Source organism: Proteiniphilum sp., assembly GCF_040307845.1.
In the GTDB taxonomy this organism is placed as follows: Bacteria; Bacteroidota; Bacteroidia; order Bacteroidales; family Dysgonomonadaceae; genus Proteiniphilum.
Genome location: NZ_JAWRIS010000015.1, coordinates 44,568 through 60,406, shown reverse-complemented (window position 1 = coordinate 60,406; position 15,839 = coordinate 44,568). Strand labels below are relative to the sequence as shown.

General features: G+C 42.3%; 8 protein-coding genes. 2 read left to right on the top strand and 6 right to left on the bottom strand.

The features are described 5' to 3' along the window. Nucleotides 1–16: 16 nt before the first annotated feature. The 6 genes from ABV001_RS03060 to ABV001_RS03035 form a co-directional block, all read right to left on the bottom strand. Nucleotides 17–1,030 carry a family 43 glycosylhydrolase gene (locus ABV001_RS03060; protein ID WP_352421455.1) on the bottom strand — a complete coding sequence of 338 codons (1,014 nt, stop codon included), beginning with the start codon at nucleotides 1,028–1,030 and terminating at the stop codon, nucleotides 17–19. Further along, nucleotides 1,009–2,820: a glycoside hydrolase family 2 protein gene (locus ABV001_RS03055; protein WP_352421454.1), complete on the bottom strand. Its 1,812-nt coding sequence runs from the start codon at nucleotides 2,818–2,820 to the stop codon at nucleotides 1,009–1,011. Before ABV001_RS03055 ends, ABV001_RS03060 begins: the two co-directional genes overlap by 22 nt. A gap of 115 nt (nucleotides 2,821–2,935) precedes the next feature. Then, nucleotides 2,936–6,964 carry a two-component regulator propeller domain-containing protein gene (locus tag ABV001_RS03050; protein ID WP_352421453.1) on the bottom strand — a complete coding sequence of 1,343 codons (4,029 nt, stop codon included), beginning with the start codon at nucleotides 6,962–6,964 and terminating at the stop codon, nucleotides 2,936–2,938. An 80-nt stretch (nucleotides 6,965–7,044) separates the two neighbouring features. Further along, entirely contained in the window at nucleotides 7,045–7,998 is a 954-nt protein-coding gene (locus ABV001_RS03045) for a glycoside hydrolase family 43 protein (RefSeq protein ID WP_502929831.1), read from the bottom strand. Between the two features lie 56 nt (nucleotides 7,999–8,054). Further along, the gene (locus ABV001_RS03040; RefSeq protein ID WP_352421452.1) at nucleotides 8,055–9,653 is read right to left on the bottom strand and encodes a RagB/SusD family nutrient uptake outer membrane protein; all 1,599 of its coding nucleotides are present in this window, start codon (nucleotides 9,651–9,653) and stop codon (nucleotides 8,055–8,057) included. A 20-nt stretch (nucleotides 9,654–9,673) separates the two neighbouring features. Further along, complete coding sequence (locus tag ABV001_RS03035) at nucleotides 9,674–12,697, bottom strand: SusC/RagA family TonB-linked outer membrane protein (RefSeq protein ID WP_352421451.1); 3,024 nt, start codon at nucleotides 12,695–12,697, stop codon at nucleotides 9,674–9,676. Between the two features lie 432 nt (nucleotides 12,698–13,129). On the opposite strand from ABV001_RS03035, the gene ABV001_RS03030 reads away from it, so the two are divergent. Both ABV001_RS03030 and ABV001_RS03025 read left to right on the top strand, forming a co-directional pair. After that, the gene (locus ABV001_RS03030) at nucleotides 13,130–14,101 is read left to right on the top strand and encodes a glycoside hydrolase family 43 protein (protein ID WP_352421450.1); all 972 of its coding nucleotides are present in this window, start codon (nucleotides 13,130–13,132) and stop codon (nucleotides 14,099–14,101) included. Nucleotides 14,102–14,114: 13 nt separating this feature from the next. Beyond that, nucleotides 14,115–15,800 carry an exo-alpha-sialidase gene (locus tag ABV001_RS03025; RefSeq protein WP_352421449.1) on the top strand — a complete coding sequence of 562 codons (1,686 nt, stop codon included), beginning with the start codon at nucleotides 14,115–14,117 and terminating at the stop codon, nucleotides 15,798–15,800. Nucleotides 15,801–15,839 lie beyond the last annotated feature (39 nt).

The window sequence follows — 15,839 nt, the reverse complement described above, 5'->3', positions numbered from 1 at the left end:
GATTTATTAATTTCGATTAAAACGAGGGTTTCTCGGCTTCAAAAGAAGGTCCTCCGCCTTGAATATAAGGCCAGTCGTTCTCCCACCGTACCTGGTCCAGTACCAGCACACGACCTTTGGGGTTTTCCACAGAGACAGCGTGATAGAAAATCCAGTCCTGCCCTGCCTTATCCTGCACGATCTCCGAATTATGGCCTGTACCCACAAATTTCTGATTTTTCTGAATGATTACCTCATGATGATTCTCCATCATCGACCTGCCCTGCTTGTCGAGATAAGGACCGAACAGATTATCCGATCGCCCTACCACAGTGGTATAGGTACTGTTCAACCCCTCACAGCAGGATCCGATAGAGGCGAACATGTAGTAGTAACCATTTCGTTTGTGTATATACACTCCTTCGTAGGCTGTCCCGGCGACTTGCTGTTTTTCAGCTCCCGGTTTCAGGGAAAGGCCATCGTCGGAAAGTTCAATGGCATAAATACCCCGGAAACTACCCCAGAAGAGATATTTTTTCCCTTCCTCTTCGATATAAAAAGGATCGATAGAGTTTTGCACATTGATCTCATTACTACGGAATAGTTTACCATGATCGGTAAAAGGCCCTTCCGGCTTGTCGGCAGTCGCCACTCCGATGCCACAGGTCCATTCCCCACCCCAGACCGACATGGAATAGTACAGCACATACTTTCCGTCGATGATGTTGATATCAGGCGCCCACAATCCGCCATTGGGTTCGAACGTGGGTCGGGTTGCATCGGTAAATGCCGTGCCTACAGATTTCCAGGTCACCAAATCTTCAGAACGGTGAATGGGCATATTCCTGATATCTTCGGTTGCATAGAGATAGAAATAACCGTCATCGGCCAATATAATGGTGGGATCGGGAAGGCTGTAATCCACTACGGGATTCCTATAACGATTTTCATTATCCTCAACCGGCTCACTGCCTACCGGTTCACCACCTTTACAAGAGGTGAACACGGTAAGCAGAGAAGTGAGCAGGATTACTTGCCTAATATATTGCATATTTCCTGATTTACTTTTCTGACTCTTTCCTCATCCACTTTCACCAGTTCCCTGTCATACGTCATTAAACCATTTACTTCTACTTCCACATCGGTGGTCTGCGTATACACAGCGGCGGAAAATCCCTGGCGGATTAATTGTTTGAGTTGTTCGGCATATTTGACATATTCATCGGTCACCTCCCCGGCACTGTTGAACTGTACATAACCCCAGTTACGGTCCGGTTCCCAGAGATGTTCCTTGTTTGCCCATCCTATACCACCATACTCGCCAAGGACGGTAGCGCGTTGCGCATCATACAGATAGAGTTGCGGAGCAGGATATTGGTGCAGGTCGAGTATGTCTCCCACGGTGTAATGGTTACCACCACTGGCAGGATTTACTAAACGCGAAGGATCATATTGTTTTGTCCACTCGGCAATTTCCGGTGTTTTGAATTGTCCCCACGCTTCGTTAAAGGGCACCCACACACCTATCGACGGATAAGAATAAAGATAATCGATGATCTCTTTCCATTCTTTGCGGTAATTGGCTTCCGATTCGGCAGAACGCATCCGTTCCGCACCCTCGAAATATTTTCGCATCTGCCATTCAGGGCTCCTGTCACCATTGGGCATATCCTGCCATACGATTATCCCGTGACGGTCGCAATGCGTATACCAACGTGCCGGCTCCACCTTCACATGCTTACGGATCATATTGAATCCAAAATCCTTGGTCTTCACCACATCATACTCCAATGCTTCGTCGGTGGGGGCAGTATAGAGCCCGTCGGGCCACCAACCCTGATCGAGCGGTCCGAAATGGAAAAGATCTTTGTTGTTGAGTTGTAAACGTACAATGCCCTTGTCATCTCTTTTCATGGAATATTTACGCATGGCCGCATAACTTTCCACTTTATCCAGTTGCCGGGTGCCATCCCAAAGGATGATCTCCAGGTCATAAAGATGAGGATCATCAGGCGACCAGAGTTTTACATTTTCCGGCATCGTGATCTCCACTGGCTGGTTGTTGATGGCCTGCCCGGTTGCTACTACACGGGAGCCGTCCTTTACTTTCACCTCTACCTTAGCAGCAGAAGTGCACACATTAGTGACAGCCTGAACTGCCAATATATTTTTATCGACATCAGGTGTAATCTTGATATTTTCGATATGCGTTTCGGGTACCGGTTCCAACCATACCGTCTGCCAGATCCCGGTTACCGGCGTATACCAGATACCTTCCGGTTTGTTCACCTGTTTTCCGCGGGGTTGATACCCCTCATCAGTGGAGTCCCACACTTTTACGACGAGTGTATTATTACCGTTTGTTAAAGCAGGCGTAATGTCGAAAGAGAAAGGGGTATATCCACCGGTATGTTGTCCTACTTTCACACCGTTCACCCATACGTCCGCTTTCCAGTCCACCGCCCCAAAGTGAAGAAGCACTTTATTATTTTTCCATTTTGAAGGTACGGTAAATTCGCGTTGGTACCATAACTCATTGTCGCTGCCCACCCGTTTTTGTACTCCAGAGAGACTTGATTCCACTGCAAACGGCACCAGAATCTGTCCATCGAAATTGGCCGGTTTTTGTTTTCCAACCGGAAGGATGGCATAATTCCACAATCCATTCAAATTCTGCCACTCACCGCGCTCCATAATGGGTCTTGGATACTCAGGCAACACATTATTCACATCAATTTGAGATGCCCACCGGGTTTTAATTTTATCTCCGGCCGGTTGCCACTGGGCCGAAACAGCAAAAGTTGTTACGAATAAAACAACTAAGATTAGTTTAGATTTCATGTTGATATTTTTAAATAAAATTACAATGTCGAGTGTACGAAAATAGACATTCACAAAGAAATAAAGAAGTACAAATTGGTCAAAAAGTACAAATACAATCTCATTCTAACGTCTATTATTCAAAATCTTTGGGTAATACCCCGAATTGTTGTTGAAAACACTTGGTAAAATAAGAAGGAGAATTAAAGCCGACCATATAACAGATCTCATTCACTTTGTAAACTTTTTCCTTGAGTAACTGAGCAGCTTTTTTCAAGCGCTCTACCCTGATATATTCGTTCGGAGTCAGGTCTAATACTCCTTTTATTTTCCGATAAAAACTGGCACGGCTCATATTAAACTGCCCTGCCATATCTTCCACGATAAATTCGGAATTATCGAGATTTTCCTGCACGATACCATGCAGTTTTTTAATAAATTCTTCATCCGACTTGGTACGTACTATGCTGTTAGCACCGATAAACGGATTTTTCAGAAATGTTTCCCGCAGTTTTTCCCTGTTTTGCAGCAGATTAGCGATCTGTGCCATCAGCACCTCCAGAGAAAAGGGTTTATCAATATATGCATCGGCACCTGTCTCAAATCCCTGAACTTTAGATTCCACATTCACCTTTGCAGTGAGCAGGATCACCGGTATATGGCTGAATTCAATATCGAGTTTCACCCGTTTGGTTAATTCCAACCCATCCATCCCGGGCATCATAATATCGCTCACGATAAGGTTCACATTTTCCTCACGTAGTATTTCAAGCGCCTTGATTCCATTTTCTGCCGTTTTGATATGATAGTGTGAAGAGAGGAATTTTTCTTCAAACTGCAACAACTCCACATCATCGTCCACCAAAAGGATCGTATAAGTTGCTGTCGTTTTCTCCGGATTTACCCCTGGTTCTCTTCTTTCTGATTCTTTTTCTGTTTCAGTTCGCTCATTATCGACATCACCTATTGGCAGTGCAAGATGAAAACGGATCCATTCATCTCCATCTTCCAAAATCAGCGTTCCCTTATGCAATTCGGCCAACGATTTGGAGAGCGCCAAGCCGATCCCCGTACCGGCGGTTTTCCCTTCCCTCTCCTTATCAAGATGCACAAACGGTTTAAATATCTCTTTCCTGTATTCAGGGGGTATCTGCTCCCCATCGTTTTCGGTGAGCAGGTGAAATACTCCCTGTTCTTCAACGGTTTCAACATAAGCCTTCACCCTTACAGTAGTATGGCAATACTTGATCGCATTGTTCAATAAATTACTGACTATTTTCAGGAAGCCTTCCTTATCTAATTGGAAAAAGATATCACTTTCCGGCAAATCGAGTTCAAAAGTCAATTCACGCTGTTTTGCCAAGGGGGTGAAACGCAGGAAAGTTTCCCGAATCAATTCCGAGGCATTCTGCCGGTGGAGGTTCAGGGAATAAGCATCCGATTCTGTCTTGCGAAAATCCAGCAACTGATTGGTCAGGTTGAGCAACCTATCGGTATTCTTGCTCATAATTTGCAGGTTTTCCTTCACATTATCGGATACCTGTTCAGTCATGATCACATGATCGAGCGGAGCCTTGATCAATGAAAGCGGCGTTCGTATCTCATGCGCCACATTGGTAAAGAAATCGATCTTCGAACGGTATAATTCCCGCTCCTTTTCCTGCTCAAAAATTCTCATTTTACGTCGCCGGGAACGTCGCTCCCGTATATTCAGGAAACGAAACAGCATCAAGACAGACAGCAAAAGCAACAGTAAATAAATAATATAAGCCCATCCGCTTAACCAAAACGGCGGACGTATTTGAATGGCAAGCGTTTTCATATTCGCCTCGTCAGCATTTGCTTCATCGCCATTCAATTTGACGGTAAGCTTATATTTCCCCGGCATCAGGTTTGCATATACTATATCCTGCTTATCTTTTATATGGATCCATTCTTTATCGAATCCTTCCAGTTTATATAAGATATTGTTGGTATTCAAGTTAGAATAATTGAGTACGGCATATTCCAACCGGAAAGAATTTTTACTATACGGCAAGATCAATTCATCGGTATAGAGAATACTTTCCTTTAATAAAGATTTCTCGTCTGTAGGACTTACCCGCTCATTCTTCACAAATAATTCCGTAAAGACTATGGGTACATCGCGTTTCAGTTCTCTAAACGCAGAAGGATTAAAACGCACAAAGCCATCGATAGCACCAAAATAGATCATTCCATTTGAAGCCCTGTAACTCGATTTATAATTGAATTGATTGGTCTTTAAGCCATTATCCACTGTGTAATTCCTGAAAGTTCCCGACACAGGATTATAGCAGACAAGTCCTGAATTAGTAGAGAGCCATAAGTTGGCATTATCGTCTTCGACTATTTGATACACCACGTCGTTTGGCAATCCCCGGGCACTGTTGAATGTAATAAATTCTTCAGCCTGTTTGTCGAAAAGATAAAACCCTCCGCCTTCCGTCGTAACCCACAAGTTCTTCCGGCTATCCTCAAAAACACTTGTCAACTTATTGTACAATATATTTCTTGTACCGGAAGGATCATGCAGGAAAACATCCCACTTTCCGGCTGCTGGATCATAACGGTAAAGACCTTTAGTAAAGGTAGACACCCATATCTTTCCTTCTGTATCTTCAAAAATATCCTGGACGTAAATTCCTTGAAATTCTTCAATCCGGGTAAAGTTGTTTTGGTCATAGTTGTAAATATTCAGACCCGAAAGGTTACCTATCCACAATGTATTCTGGCGATCTTTATGGATGGCAAAGGTGCTGTTATTACTGATCGAGTTGGGATCATCCGACTGCGTATAAGTAACCAGTTCCCCTGTTTTCAGGTTATACCGGTTCAATCCTTTCGAGAAAGTACCGATCCAGAAATAATCCCCATCGGCATATAGCGCATGGATATTCGTATAAAGCGATTGCAACGCCGGCGGTAACGGCAAAAACTCATTCTTATCCGGATCGAACAAATTCAAGCCGCTATCTTCTGTTCCTATCCATATTTTTCCATCCGGAGCGCTGCAAAATTCGCGTATACGACTACCTTTCATCCTGTTACCCTGTGCCACAGGATAGAATAACTCGAATTGATTATATTGATTTGAATAATAATCGACTCCACCAAAAAACGAACCGATCCAAATCCCTCCTTCCCTATCTTTATAAATGGAATAAATTGCATTATCTGACAAAGAATTGGGTATATACCTGTTATGGCGAAGATTTCCCACTTCCCTGGTTTCCGTATTATAGGTATAGAGTCCCGATTCACTACCGACCCAGATCGTCTGCGGATCAATTCTGGCCACGCAACGTGCAAATATTGGTTTGCCATACGCATCTTCATCCAACAATATACGATGGGTCATGTTGACGGTATTTACACTTATGACACCTTTCGTTGAAGAAGCAATCAGCAACTGGTTATACTCATCAGCCACCACTTTCCATATCTCACCCGTATCATATACCAAATCAGGGTCATCGTTCAGTTGGAACTCAGACATCTCTCCCGTTTTTTTATTGATCCGGATAAAAGGTAAATTATAGGGAAAAGCCCAGACGTACCCGTCCCTTGCGAGGCATAGGCTTATCATCCGCATTCCGCTCGGACTCTGTGGAATGGGATAACGGATAAGGCTATCTCCGCTGAAATTATAATAGAAAACTCCTTTTTCTTCCACGGAGAACCATATATCGCCGTCGTTATCCAGCAGGATATCGCTGACAACTCCATCCATCGCTATATGATCAGCAGTGGTCCGTTCAAAACGGTTAAACTCCTCTCTACGGGGATTATAAATATAAATTCCGTCATCGGTCCCTACCCAAAGATTATCATATTTATCCTGAAGAATACGGTGAAACACATTATCACGCAGGTTTCCGCCGGGGGAAAATTTAAATATCTTGAACGAAGTTCCGTCAAAACGATTCAAGCCGTCTTTGGTGCCGAACCACATAAAACCCTGATTGTCCTGAAAAATAGCGTAAACGGTATTCTGGGATAACCCGGTATTGATGTTATAATGCTTGAAGGAATAGCTCACTGGTGTTTGACTATTCACCGGCAGACAAAACATCTCTCCATTGCTCATCATTAACATAATGAACAACAAAATGATATAGTGTAAGTTCTGTTTTGTCTTCTTCATTGCACTAAATACACAAAATATATTTGATATATTGCGAAAATAATTCAAAAATTTTCGGACAACAAGATAAGTAAAATTTTTTATTTCCTCAGCACCGGTGTCTCGTATTGTTCTTCAATATATAATTTATCTACACCCTCAACTTTTTTAAATCCGACTTTGGCAATATACATTGCCCTGGGATGAATATTCTGAACATCATGATGTGCATGGAAGACGATTCGCAGCTCTCCATCTTTGTCCCAAAACATAGCGCTATGGCCTACCCCTACGAGCTTTCCCGGTTTTTGCAAAAGGGGATTATCAGGATATTTTGTCCATTCCCCAAAAATCTCTGTTGCGGTGGCACAACCGATTCCATAAAATTGGCTTTCATAACTGTTTGCAGAGTAGGTCATATAATATACGCCATTATGTTTCACAACAAAGGCACCCTCATTGACTCTGGGCCAGACTTGTTCCCACTCCTGAGAGACGTGAATGCAGGGGTGCAATGTTTCCGTTTTAATGGTCATCAAGTCATCCTCCAATTCTGCAACCCATATATTTAACCCGTCATTGAACCGGTCAAAAAACAGATAAGGGGTTCCATCATCGTCAATAAACAGCGAATTATCTATCGTTTTTTCACCTTCGAGCATAGGTTTTTGTATCGATTGTTTAAACGGTCCAAATGGCGAATCGGCCACTGCCACACACATATGTTCATCAGCTGAGTAATACATGTAAAACTTTCCGTTTACATAATACACTTCGGGTGCCCAAAACCATTTATCACCATATGAATTATCTTTATGTAATGCCAGTTCCGGCGCTTTTCCCCACTCCTTCAAATCATCGGAGGTATATACTTCTATACCGTCTTCGGCATTGGTACCATAGGCATAATATACATCTTCATGTAACATAATGAACGGATCGGCCAATCTTACAGGGACTACTCCGGGAATAGTTTCTTCCGGTTTATCGGTCCCATTACACGACAATATTATAAAGAACATACATATACACAGCAGATACCAGTCTTTTTTCATCTCAAGAGTAATTAAAAACCTTCCTGACCCGAAGGCCAGAAAGGTTTATCATTCTGTTAATAATTAGGATTTTGTTCAATATTGGGATTATTATTTACCTCATCAGAGGGAATGGGTAGAATATTATGTTTCCCTATTACAAAATTTTGTACCCATTTTTGACCTACTGGATCCCAATAAGCAAAATCCGGATCACGCAATTTCAATTCATCTATTCCGGCCTGATTATCGAGCAATCCCCACCGTTTGATATCAGCCCAGCGTTGCCCTTCGGTAGCCAACTCAAGTGCTCTCTCCATCTGCAAACGTTTTAGGAAAGCATCCTTACTGGAAGTGGCAGCAGAGTGATTCACTGCCAACACAGGCATATTTACCCTTGCCCTTACACGGTTGACATGAGCCACGGCATCCGAGACACTTCCTCCGGACTCAACGATACATTCGGCATACATCAACAATACATCGGCAAACCGGATAAGCCGTACATTGGTGGGATTGTGGTAATCATCAAAATCGCGAAAATGTTCCGAACTGTATTTCCGGTAAAATACGCGCCCTCTCCAGTTATCCCTGTTCCATGTGGCTTCATTGCTGACCTCTCCATATATCCGTTCGTTATTCGGAAAATCCAAATGCTGTTCGCTATAAAATGCGGTGTATCTCAAACGGATGTCATAAGCGTCATTCAGGTCTTTCTCTTTCTTGAATTCGGTCACAAGCCACGGACGGATTTCACCATCGGTCCAACCTATTCCGGGAGGCGCAAAAAACTGCCCACGATTAAGTCCCAGATTTGGATCTACATCAAAATCACCATCTCCCGCAGGTGCCTTATTCACATCTGAATATTGAATTTCAAATACTGACTCTTTATTATTTTCAGTATCCCTCCTGAAATTATCGGCATAATTGGCGGTAAGATCGTAATATTTCTTTCCTTCACCTTCCACTAACCATTGCAAATCGCTTTTGGCTTCGTTCCATTGGTGCAATTGCATATAACATTTTGCCCTTGAAGCCAGCGCCGCTCCTTTTGTAGCACGTCCCTTATTGGCAGCATCCCATTCTTCGGGCAACAACTTTTGGGCTTCGGTAAAATCACTGATTGCCTGTTGATATACTTCGGTGCCGGTATGACCTTCGGGTTGCATTCCCGGTGTGGATGGTTCCAACACGATGGCCAGACTCTTATTCTCTCCTCCCCACAACAATGCCAGGTTATAGTAATAGAGTCCTCTCAAAAAATAGGCCTGCCCGAGTATTCTCTCTTTGTCGCCTTCATTGGCAAACGGTATATCAGGAACAAATTGCAATACCTGATTAGCCCTGAATATAGCTTCATAGCAATCTCTGTATGTCCATCTATTCCCTTCCCAGAAATTGTAGTTATTATACCTGAAATCAGTCCATTCTTTTAATTCCGCCCAGGGGCTCTGGCTAAAGCCCTCGTCCGAGGTAAGGTCTAAACGGAACCATAACCACCGGCTATATGTACCGGGTTTATAGAACATATTGTACACAGCATTGATGCCATATTGTGCATCGGTCTCCGTTTTCCAGAATGTAGCCTGTGTGATGGTATTTGGATTGTCCACAGTCACCTCACATGCATTCAACAAGAAAACAGCGAATAATATATATATGATTTTTTTCATTGTAATAAGTTTTCTGAGGATTAGAATGATATTTGTGCTCCAAAAGTTACGCCATAGGGATTAGGAAAATATCCCCCGTCATAGCTGCGATCCCAGATATTGGTATTGAGGAACTCGGGATCCAGCCCCTTATAGGAAGTAAACGTGATCAGATTTTGTGCGTTCACATATACCCGGACACTCTCGAAAGTTTTGCCAAGTATTGCTTTCGGCAGGCTGTATCCAAGTGCTATTTGTTTTACTTTCAGATAACTTCCGTTCTCTAACCAACGATCCTGATCTCCCCGCACGTTACGGGAATCAGCGTAGATGGGACGTGGATCTTTCGCATTCGGGTTTTCCGGAGTCCATGGGTCATAACTTGCGCGATAATTGGAGTTGTCGTCAAAACGGTCAAACGCGCTTCGCGGACCATTGAACGACTTATGTCCAAATGCGCCTCCCATCTGGATCTGAAGGTCGAAATCCTTGTATTCAAATCCAAGATTCATTCCCAATTCAAATTTAGGAATGGTTGATCCGAGATGTTGCCTGTCCGCATCCGTTATTATTCCGTCATCATTAGCGTCAACGTACCTTACATCACCCGGTTTTGCATCGGGTTGAATAATTTTACCTTCACTATTGGTGTGGGCATACACTTCTTCCTGGGTACGGAATAAGCCGTCGGTTTTGATCAGATACCATTCACCTATCGGCTTTCCGGGAATGGATTTCGTATCCCATTGAGAGAATCCTTCTTCCAGATCGTAGGCAATATCCTTGATCTTATTCTTCAGGAAAGAACCGTTTAAATTCACGCTGTATCCAAAATCTTTATTGATCCTGTCACGCCATGTGGCAGAAAGTTCCAGACCTGTATTCTGTAGGGTGACAGCATTGACATAGGGATCACCACCATTATTGCCGGTCACCATCAGAATCTGCATAGGAGCGAGTACGTCTCTTGTTTCCTTGAGGAAGTAATCTACCGACAGGTTCAAACGGTTATTCAATATAGCGGCATCGAATCCGGCATTTACCTGGGTCAATTTTTCCCATTTCAGGTCATTATTTGCCAATTTGATCTGTGTCATACCGGTATGCACATTCTGGTCTACACCAAAAACCGCCTGGGGGAATGTAGTAATAAACGAGACCCAATCCCATACGCCGATATTTGAATTACCCAACATTCCGTAGTTGGCCCTTATTTTGAGATCGTTTATCCATGATGACTCAAAGAAATCCTCATTACTGATCCTCCATCCCGCAGATATGGAAGGAAAATATCCTACCCTATTATCAGGAGAAAATTTAGATGATTCGTCACGACGCATGGTGAAACTCAACAGGTATCTTTCGTCGTAATTGTAGTTTACACGGCCGAATACCGAAAACAGTTTCTGTAAATCCCTGTAATTCCCGGTCTTTGGATTCGAGAGTGCGGCATCGAGCGTATCAAAATAGTGACCGTCGCTTGTCATCAACACATCGTTCTTGGTACCCCAGATTTGCTCATAAGTAGAGGTAAAAAAGCTTGTACCCAATACGGCAGAGATATCGTGTTTACCCAATTTCTTATTATACTCCAATGTATTATCAAATACCAATCCCCGGTATTGAGCCTGGTTTTTATTCAGGGAAGAAGGGTCATACGGTTGATTATACGTCCAATACCCCAATTTCCGCAAATAAGAGTGCTGGTCATTACTAAAATCGAAACCGAAATTAAACCTGTATTTCAACGCCTTCAGCACTTCCAATTCAGTAAAAGCATTCCCCCTGATACGCAGGTTGCTATTCTTGGTTTCTGTAAAATCTTCCTTGGCAAAAGGATTTGTGCCGAAAGTAACATCCCGGCTTCCATCACCGTAACCGTAACCACCCCTGGCAGCATTGTTCTCGTCGTATATTGAAATCGTAGGGAGCATCCTATATACATCAACGATAGGATTCGTATCCAGTTCATCTACCGCGAAATGGCTTAACGTAATATTCTCTCCGATACGGAAGGTGACATTGTCCCCAAAATCACGAGTGGCCGATGTGTTCGACCGCAAAGTGAAACGCTCACTCTCCGTTCCGATAGTCGTTCCCGAATTGTTCTGGTAGTTGCCTGAAATAAAATAGCGGCTTCCGTTATTACCGCCGGAGAAAGATATATTGTGGTCCTGTACGATACCGGTCTTAAACACCTCTTTCTGCCAATCGGTATTTCCTTCGAAATGGTTGGCCGGCTGACGGCCGGCATTGGCAAAGGCCATATCGTTCAGTTTAATCCACTGATCCCGGTTTGTAAGGTCGTATTTGGGCAACCATTGCACAGTGGCACGCGAAGAGACATCGATCTTCATCTTTCCCTCTTTCCCTTGTTTGGTAGTAATAATAATTACCCCGTTACCGGCTCTCGATCCGTAAATGGCAGCGGCAGAAGCGTCTTTCAATACCTGGATACTTTCAATGTCGTTAAAATTGAAATCCCTGTTGGCTCCGGAGACTATCCCATCGACCACATACAATGGAGTACTGGATCCAAATGTTCCTGTACCACGAATTTCCACTTTTCCTTCCCTGCCCGGTGAACCGGCAGTACGGACGTTTACCCCGGGAAGAGTGCCCAACGCATCACCCACCGTACCGGTGACGATGGTATTTTTCATTTCGTCAGGGTTAAATACTGAAACAGAGCCCGTCAAGTCAGCTTTCCGGATTGTCTGGTACCCGATCACAACCACTTCTTCCAATAACTCCGTATCTTCTTCTAAGGTAATATTCACGGTTGTTCTTCCGTTAAGAGAAATAACCTGAGTTTTCATTCCCACATACGACACTTCGAGTGTAGCAGTTGAAGATACATTCTGTAAAGTAAAATTACCATCCATATCGGTAATAGTTCCGGTAGAAGTACCTTCCACCTGCACCGTTACACCTATCAGTGGTTCTCCTTTGGTATCCGTAACCACACCTCTCACGGTAATTCCCTGTGCATACAAACATAAGGATAATGTCCACATCAGTATGAACACAACTCCTTTCGATAAATTAAAAACTTGCTTTTTCATTCTCACATTTTGCTTAGGTTATAAATTAAGAAAATATTTGTAAAAAAAATGCCAATCAGACGCTTTTTTCTCTATTGTTAAAAGGAATAAATGTATTTCCCTCGGTTGGAATAGATTAATGCATCGCCTCTCATTTTTCCACATTATTGTGGCAAAATAACTCTCTTTTTTACACTTGCTATATCAGAATCGTCTCAAAATGTAATAGAAATTTATCATAAATTCACATATAAATGATTGATAACCGTTTATGGATTATAGAAAATTGCCGAATCAATGAATGATGACCGTAAAAAACTTTAAAATCCTTTTACTCTCATTGCTAATTCACTGCTATTTATGGAATGAATTTTATATTAATTGAGACTATAATTACATACAATTAGCCACGATCATCTTATTTTTGTACTTATAACATGAAATTGATTTGAAATGAATACAACACATTTATTAAAATTATTAATTATCTCTATTTTAATTTTGTCGTGTAACAAAAGCGAAACCAAAGGTGATAATAATTCAAACGGGGATAAACCAGTGGAAATACAATTGGATATACCCTTTGCCGATCCTTTTATATTACTGCATGAAGGTACCTATTATGCCTATGGAACAAGCTCTGACAGTGGTTTCGAAGTTTATTCTTCCACCGGACTTGACACATGGCAAAAACATTCCCGGTTTGCGCTATCAAAAGAGAATTCATATGGCAATAAATGGTTCTGGGCTCCTGAAGTCTATTATAATGATAAAAATAATACTTTTTATCTATTTTATTCGGCAGAAGAACATATATGTGTTGCCACCTCTGATTCACCATTAGGACCTTTTACTCAAAAAGATAAGGTTCCTATGAGAAGTGAAAAATCAATCGATTCGTCTGTCTTCATTGATGATGACGGGAAAGCATACATTTACTTTGTTCGTTTTACAAATGGCAATGTGATTTGGATGGCCGAGTTGAATGATGACTGGCTTACATTGAAGGAAGAGACACTTCAAAAATGTTTCGAAGTGTCACAGGTTTGGGAAACCGCCATGGCGAGAGTTGTGGAAGGGCCATCCGTATTTAAACATGAAGATAAATATTACATGCTATATTCGGCAAACCACTATGAAAGCCAGAACTATGGCGTTGGATATGCTACCGCCGATTCACCCAATGGCACATGGGAAAAAGCAGATGAAAATCCCATATTGCAAAAACCACAAAATACGATTGTAGGCAGTGGTCATGGAGCGATGTTCAAGGACAAGGAAGGAGAATACAAATATGTTTTTCACGCACATAATAACACGTATAACATACATCCACGCCTCATGTATATAACTGATATGTCTATCTCCAATCAGAAAATTACAATGGATAAGAATAAAATAATCAAACCAAAAGAAATAAAATAAAATTACCAATACTATGATAAAAAACACATTTCTCAGTTGCTTTTTACTTGTCGCCACGGCACTCAATAGCTGTGAGTCCTCACCCGAAAATAACGGTAACTGCGGCGATAGTGAAAAAGGGGATCCCGTGAATGGAATTCGTATAGCCTGGGATTACAGTTCGTTACAACAACTCGCCCCAAAGGGTGGATACCCGCGTTTACTCCGCCTGGCAGATAACTCCATTGTGGTGGTATCGGAAGATTACGAGGGGAACTCTTTTCTTATCAGAAGTTATGATGAAGGAAAATCCTGGAGTATGCCTTTTTCCATTTTTCCAAGATCCACGGTTTCCAATACAATCGTCAATAAAGCGAATCCGGAAATAATCCAACTAAAAAACGGAGATATATTGGTCGCTTGCAACTACCGCCCAGTCATAGAGGAGAGAACTCCTTTTGCCATTGCTATAAGGAAAAGCAGGGATAACGGAGAGACCTGGGATGACGAAAAAGTGGTTTACGAGGCTCAACCAAGATTTAGAGATGGGTGTTGGGAGCCCTCTTTCCTTCAACTCCCTGATGGAGAAGTACAAATATACTTTGCGAATGAAGCTAAATATACAAGTTCTGATGAACAAGAAATCTCAGTGATCAGTTCCCATGATAACGGGGAAAGTTGGACAACATTAAAAACAGTATCATTCCGTGCAAACAGACGCGACGGAATGCCGGTTGCCAGGGTAATAAATGATGAAATTGTGGTGGTTATCGAAGACAATAAGGACGACCGTTTTAAACCTTATACTGTAAGATGCAAAATTGGCGATAACTGGTCTTCTCCTGTCCCGGGTGATTCTCCAAACCGTGAATATGCTTTGGCAGATAAAATCCCGGACAATATTTATCTGGGAGCATCTTATCTTTTAGTGTTACCTTCCGGGGAGACCCTTATATCATATCAAACAAATGAAAACAGAAATACTGATTGGGAACTTTCTACCATGGAAGTTGCCATTGGGGATAAAACGGCACGTAAATTCATAAAGCGCTCCCAACCATTCCCCGCAACCCTCAACGAGCAGGCTAAATGGAATTCCATCGCATTGTGGGATAACAACACAATTGTCGCTTTAGCTTCCACTGATATAAAAAACGGAGCAATATCTCCATGGTTGATAAAGGGATATATTCTCTCAGACATAAAAGTAACAGAAAAAATGATTACAGCATATCCCCTTTTTGTCGGTTCACAAAGTGAAGCGAATGTGAAAGCCGGAATAGGGGTAGATAATGATAATATCTATATCCAATGTATAGTCAGTGACTCGACCCCTGTCTCGGCCAGTCCAGGTAGTCAAAAAGGAGATGGAATTTATCTTTACGTTGATTCTGATAATTCTTCATTAAAGGCTCCTGACAAGGGGATTTATAAAATATGGTGTTCTGCCCAGGGTGAACAGGAATTATGGGAAGGAAAATGTGGAAAATGGGAGAAATCGTCTATCCAGGGAATAAAGATAAACAATCAAAAAACAAATGAGGGATATACTCTTGATTTCATCATTCCACGAAAAAACATTTCAACTTCAATGAGTCCTACTATACGATTAGGATTAGCTCTGTCAAACTATTCAACTCAATATAACGGAATAGTCGAGCAAATAGCACATGGAACAGACTTGGAGTCAAGAAGCTGGATAAAGATAGAATTGAATTAGCCTATTACGAGGGCTTATAGTTTTGCGTCACAACCCCTC

Coding starts and splice junctions, on each gene's coding strand:
- ABV001_RS03045 (WP_502929831.1), bottom strand. CDS start 7,998: ATGAAAAAAGACTGGTATCTGCTGTGTATATGTATGTTCTTTATAATA.
- ABV001_RS03040 (WP_352421452.1), bottom strand. CDS start 9,653: ATGAAAAAAATCATATATATATTATTCGCTGTTTTCTTGTTGAATGCA.
- ABV001_RS03030 (WP_352421450.1), top strand. CDS start 13,130: ATGAATACAACACATTTATTAAAATTATTAATTATCTCTATTTTAATT.
- ABV001_RS03055 (WP_352421454.1), bottom strand. CDS start 2,820: ATGAAATCTAAACTAATCTTAGTTGTTTTATTCGTAACAACTTTTGCT.
- ABV001_RS03050 (WP_352421453.1), bottom strand. CDS start 6,964: ATGAAGAAGACAAAACAGAACTTACACTATATCATTTTGTTGTTCATT.
- ABV001_RS03025 (WP_352421449.1), top strand. CDS start 14,115: ATGATAAAAAACACATTTCTCAGTTGCTTTTTACTTGTCGCCACGGCA.
- ABV001_RS03060 (WP_352421455.1), bottom strand. CDS start 1,030: ATGCAATATATTAGGCAAGTAATCCTGCTCACTTCTCTGCTTACCGTG.
- ABV001_RS03035 (WP_352421451.1), bottom strand. CDS start 12,697: ATGAAAAAGCAAGTTTTTAATTTATCGAAAGGAGTTGTGTTCATACTG.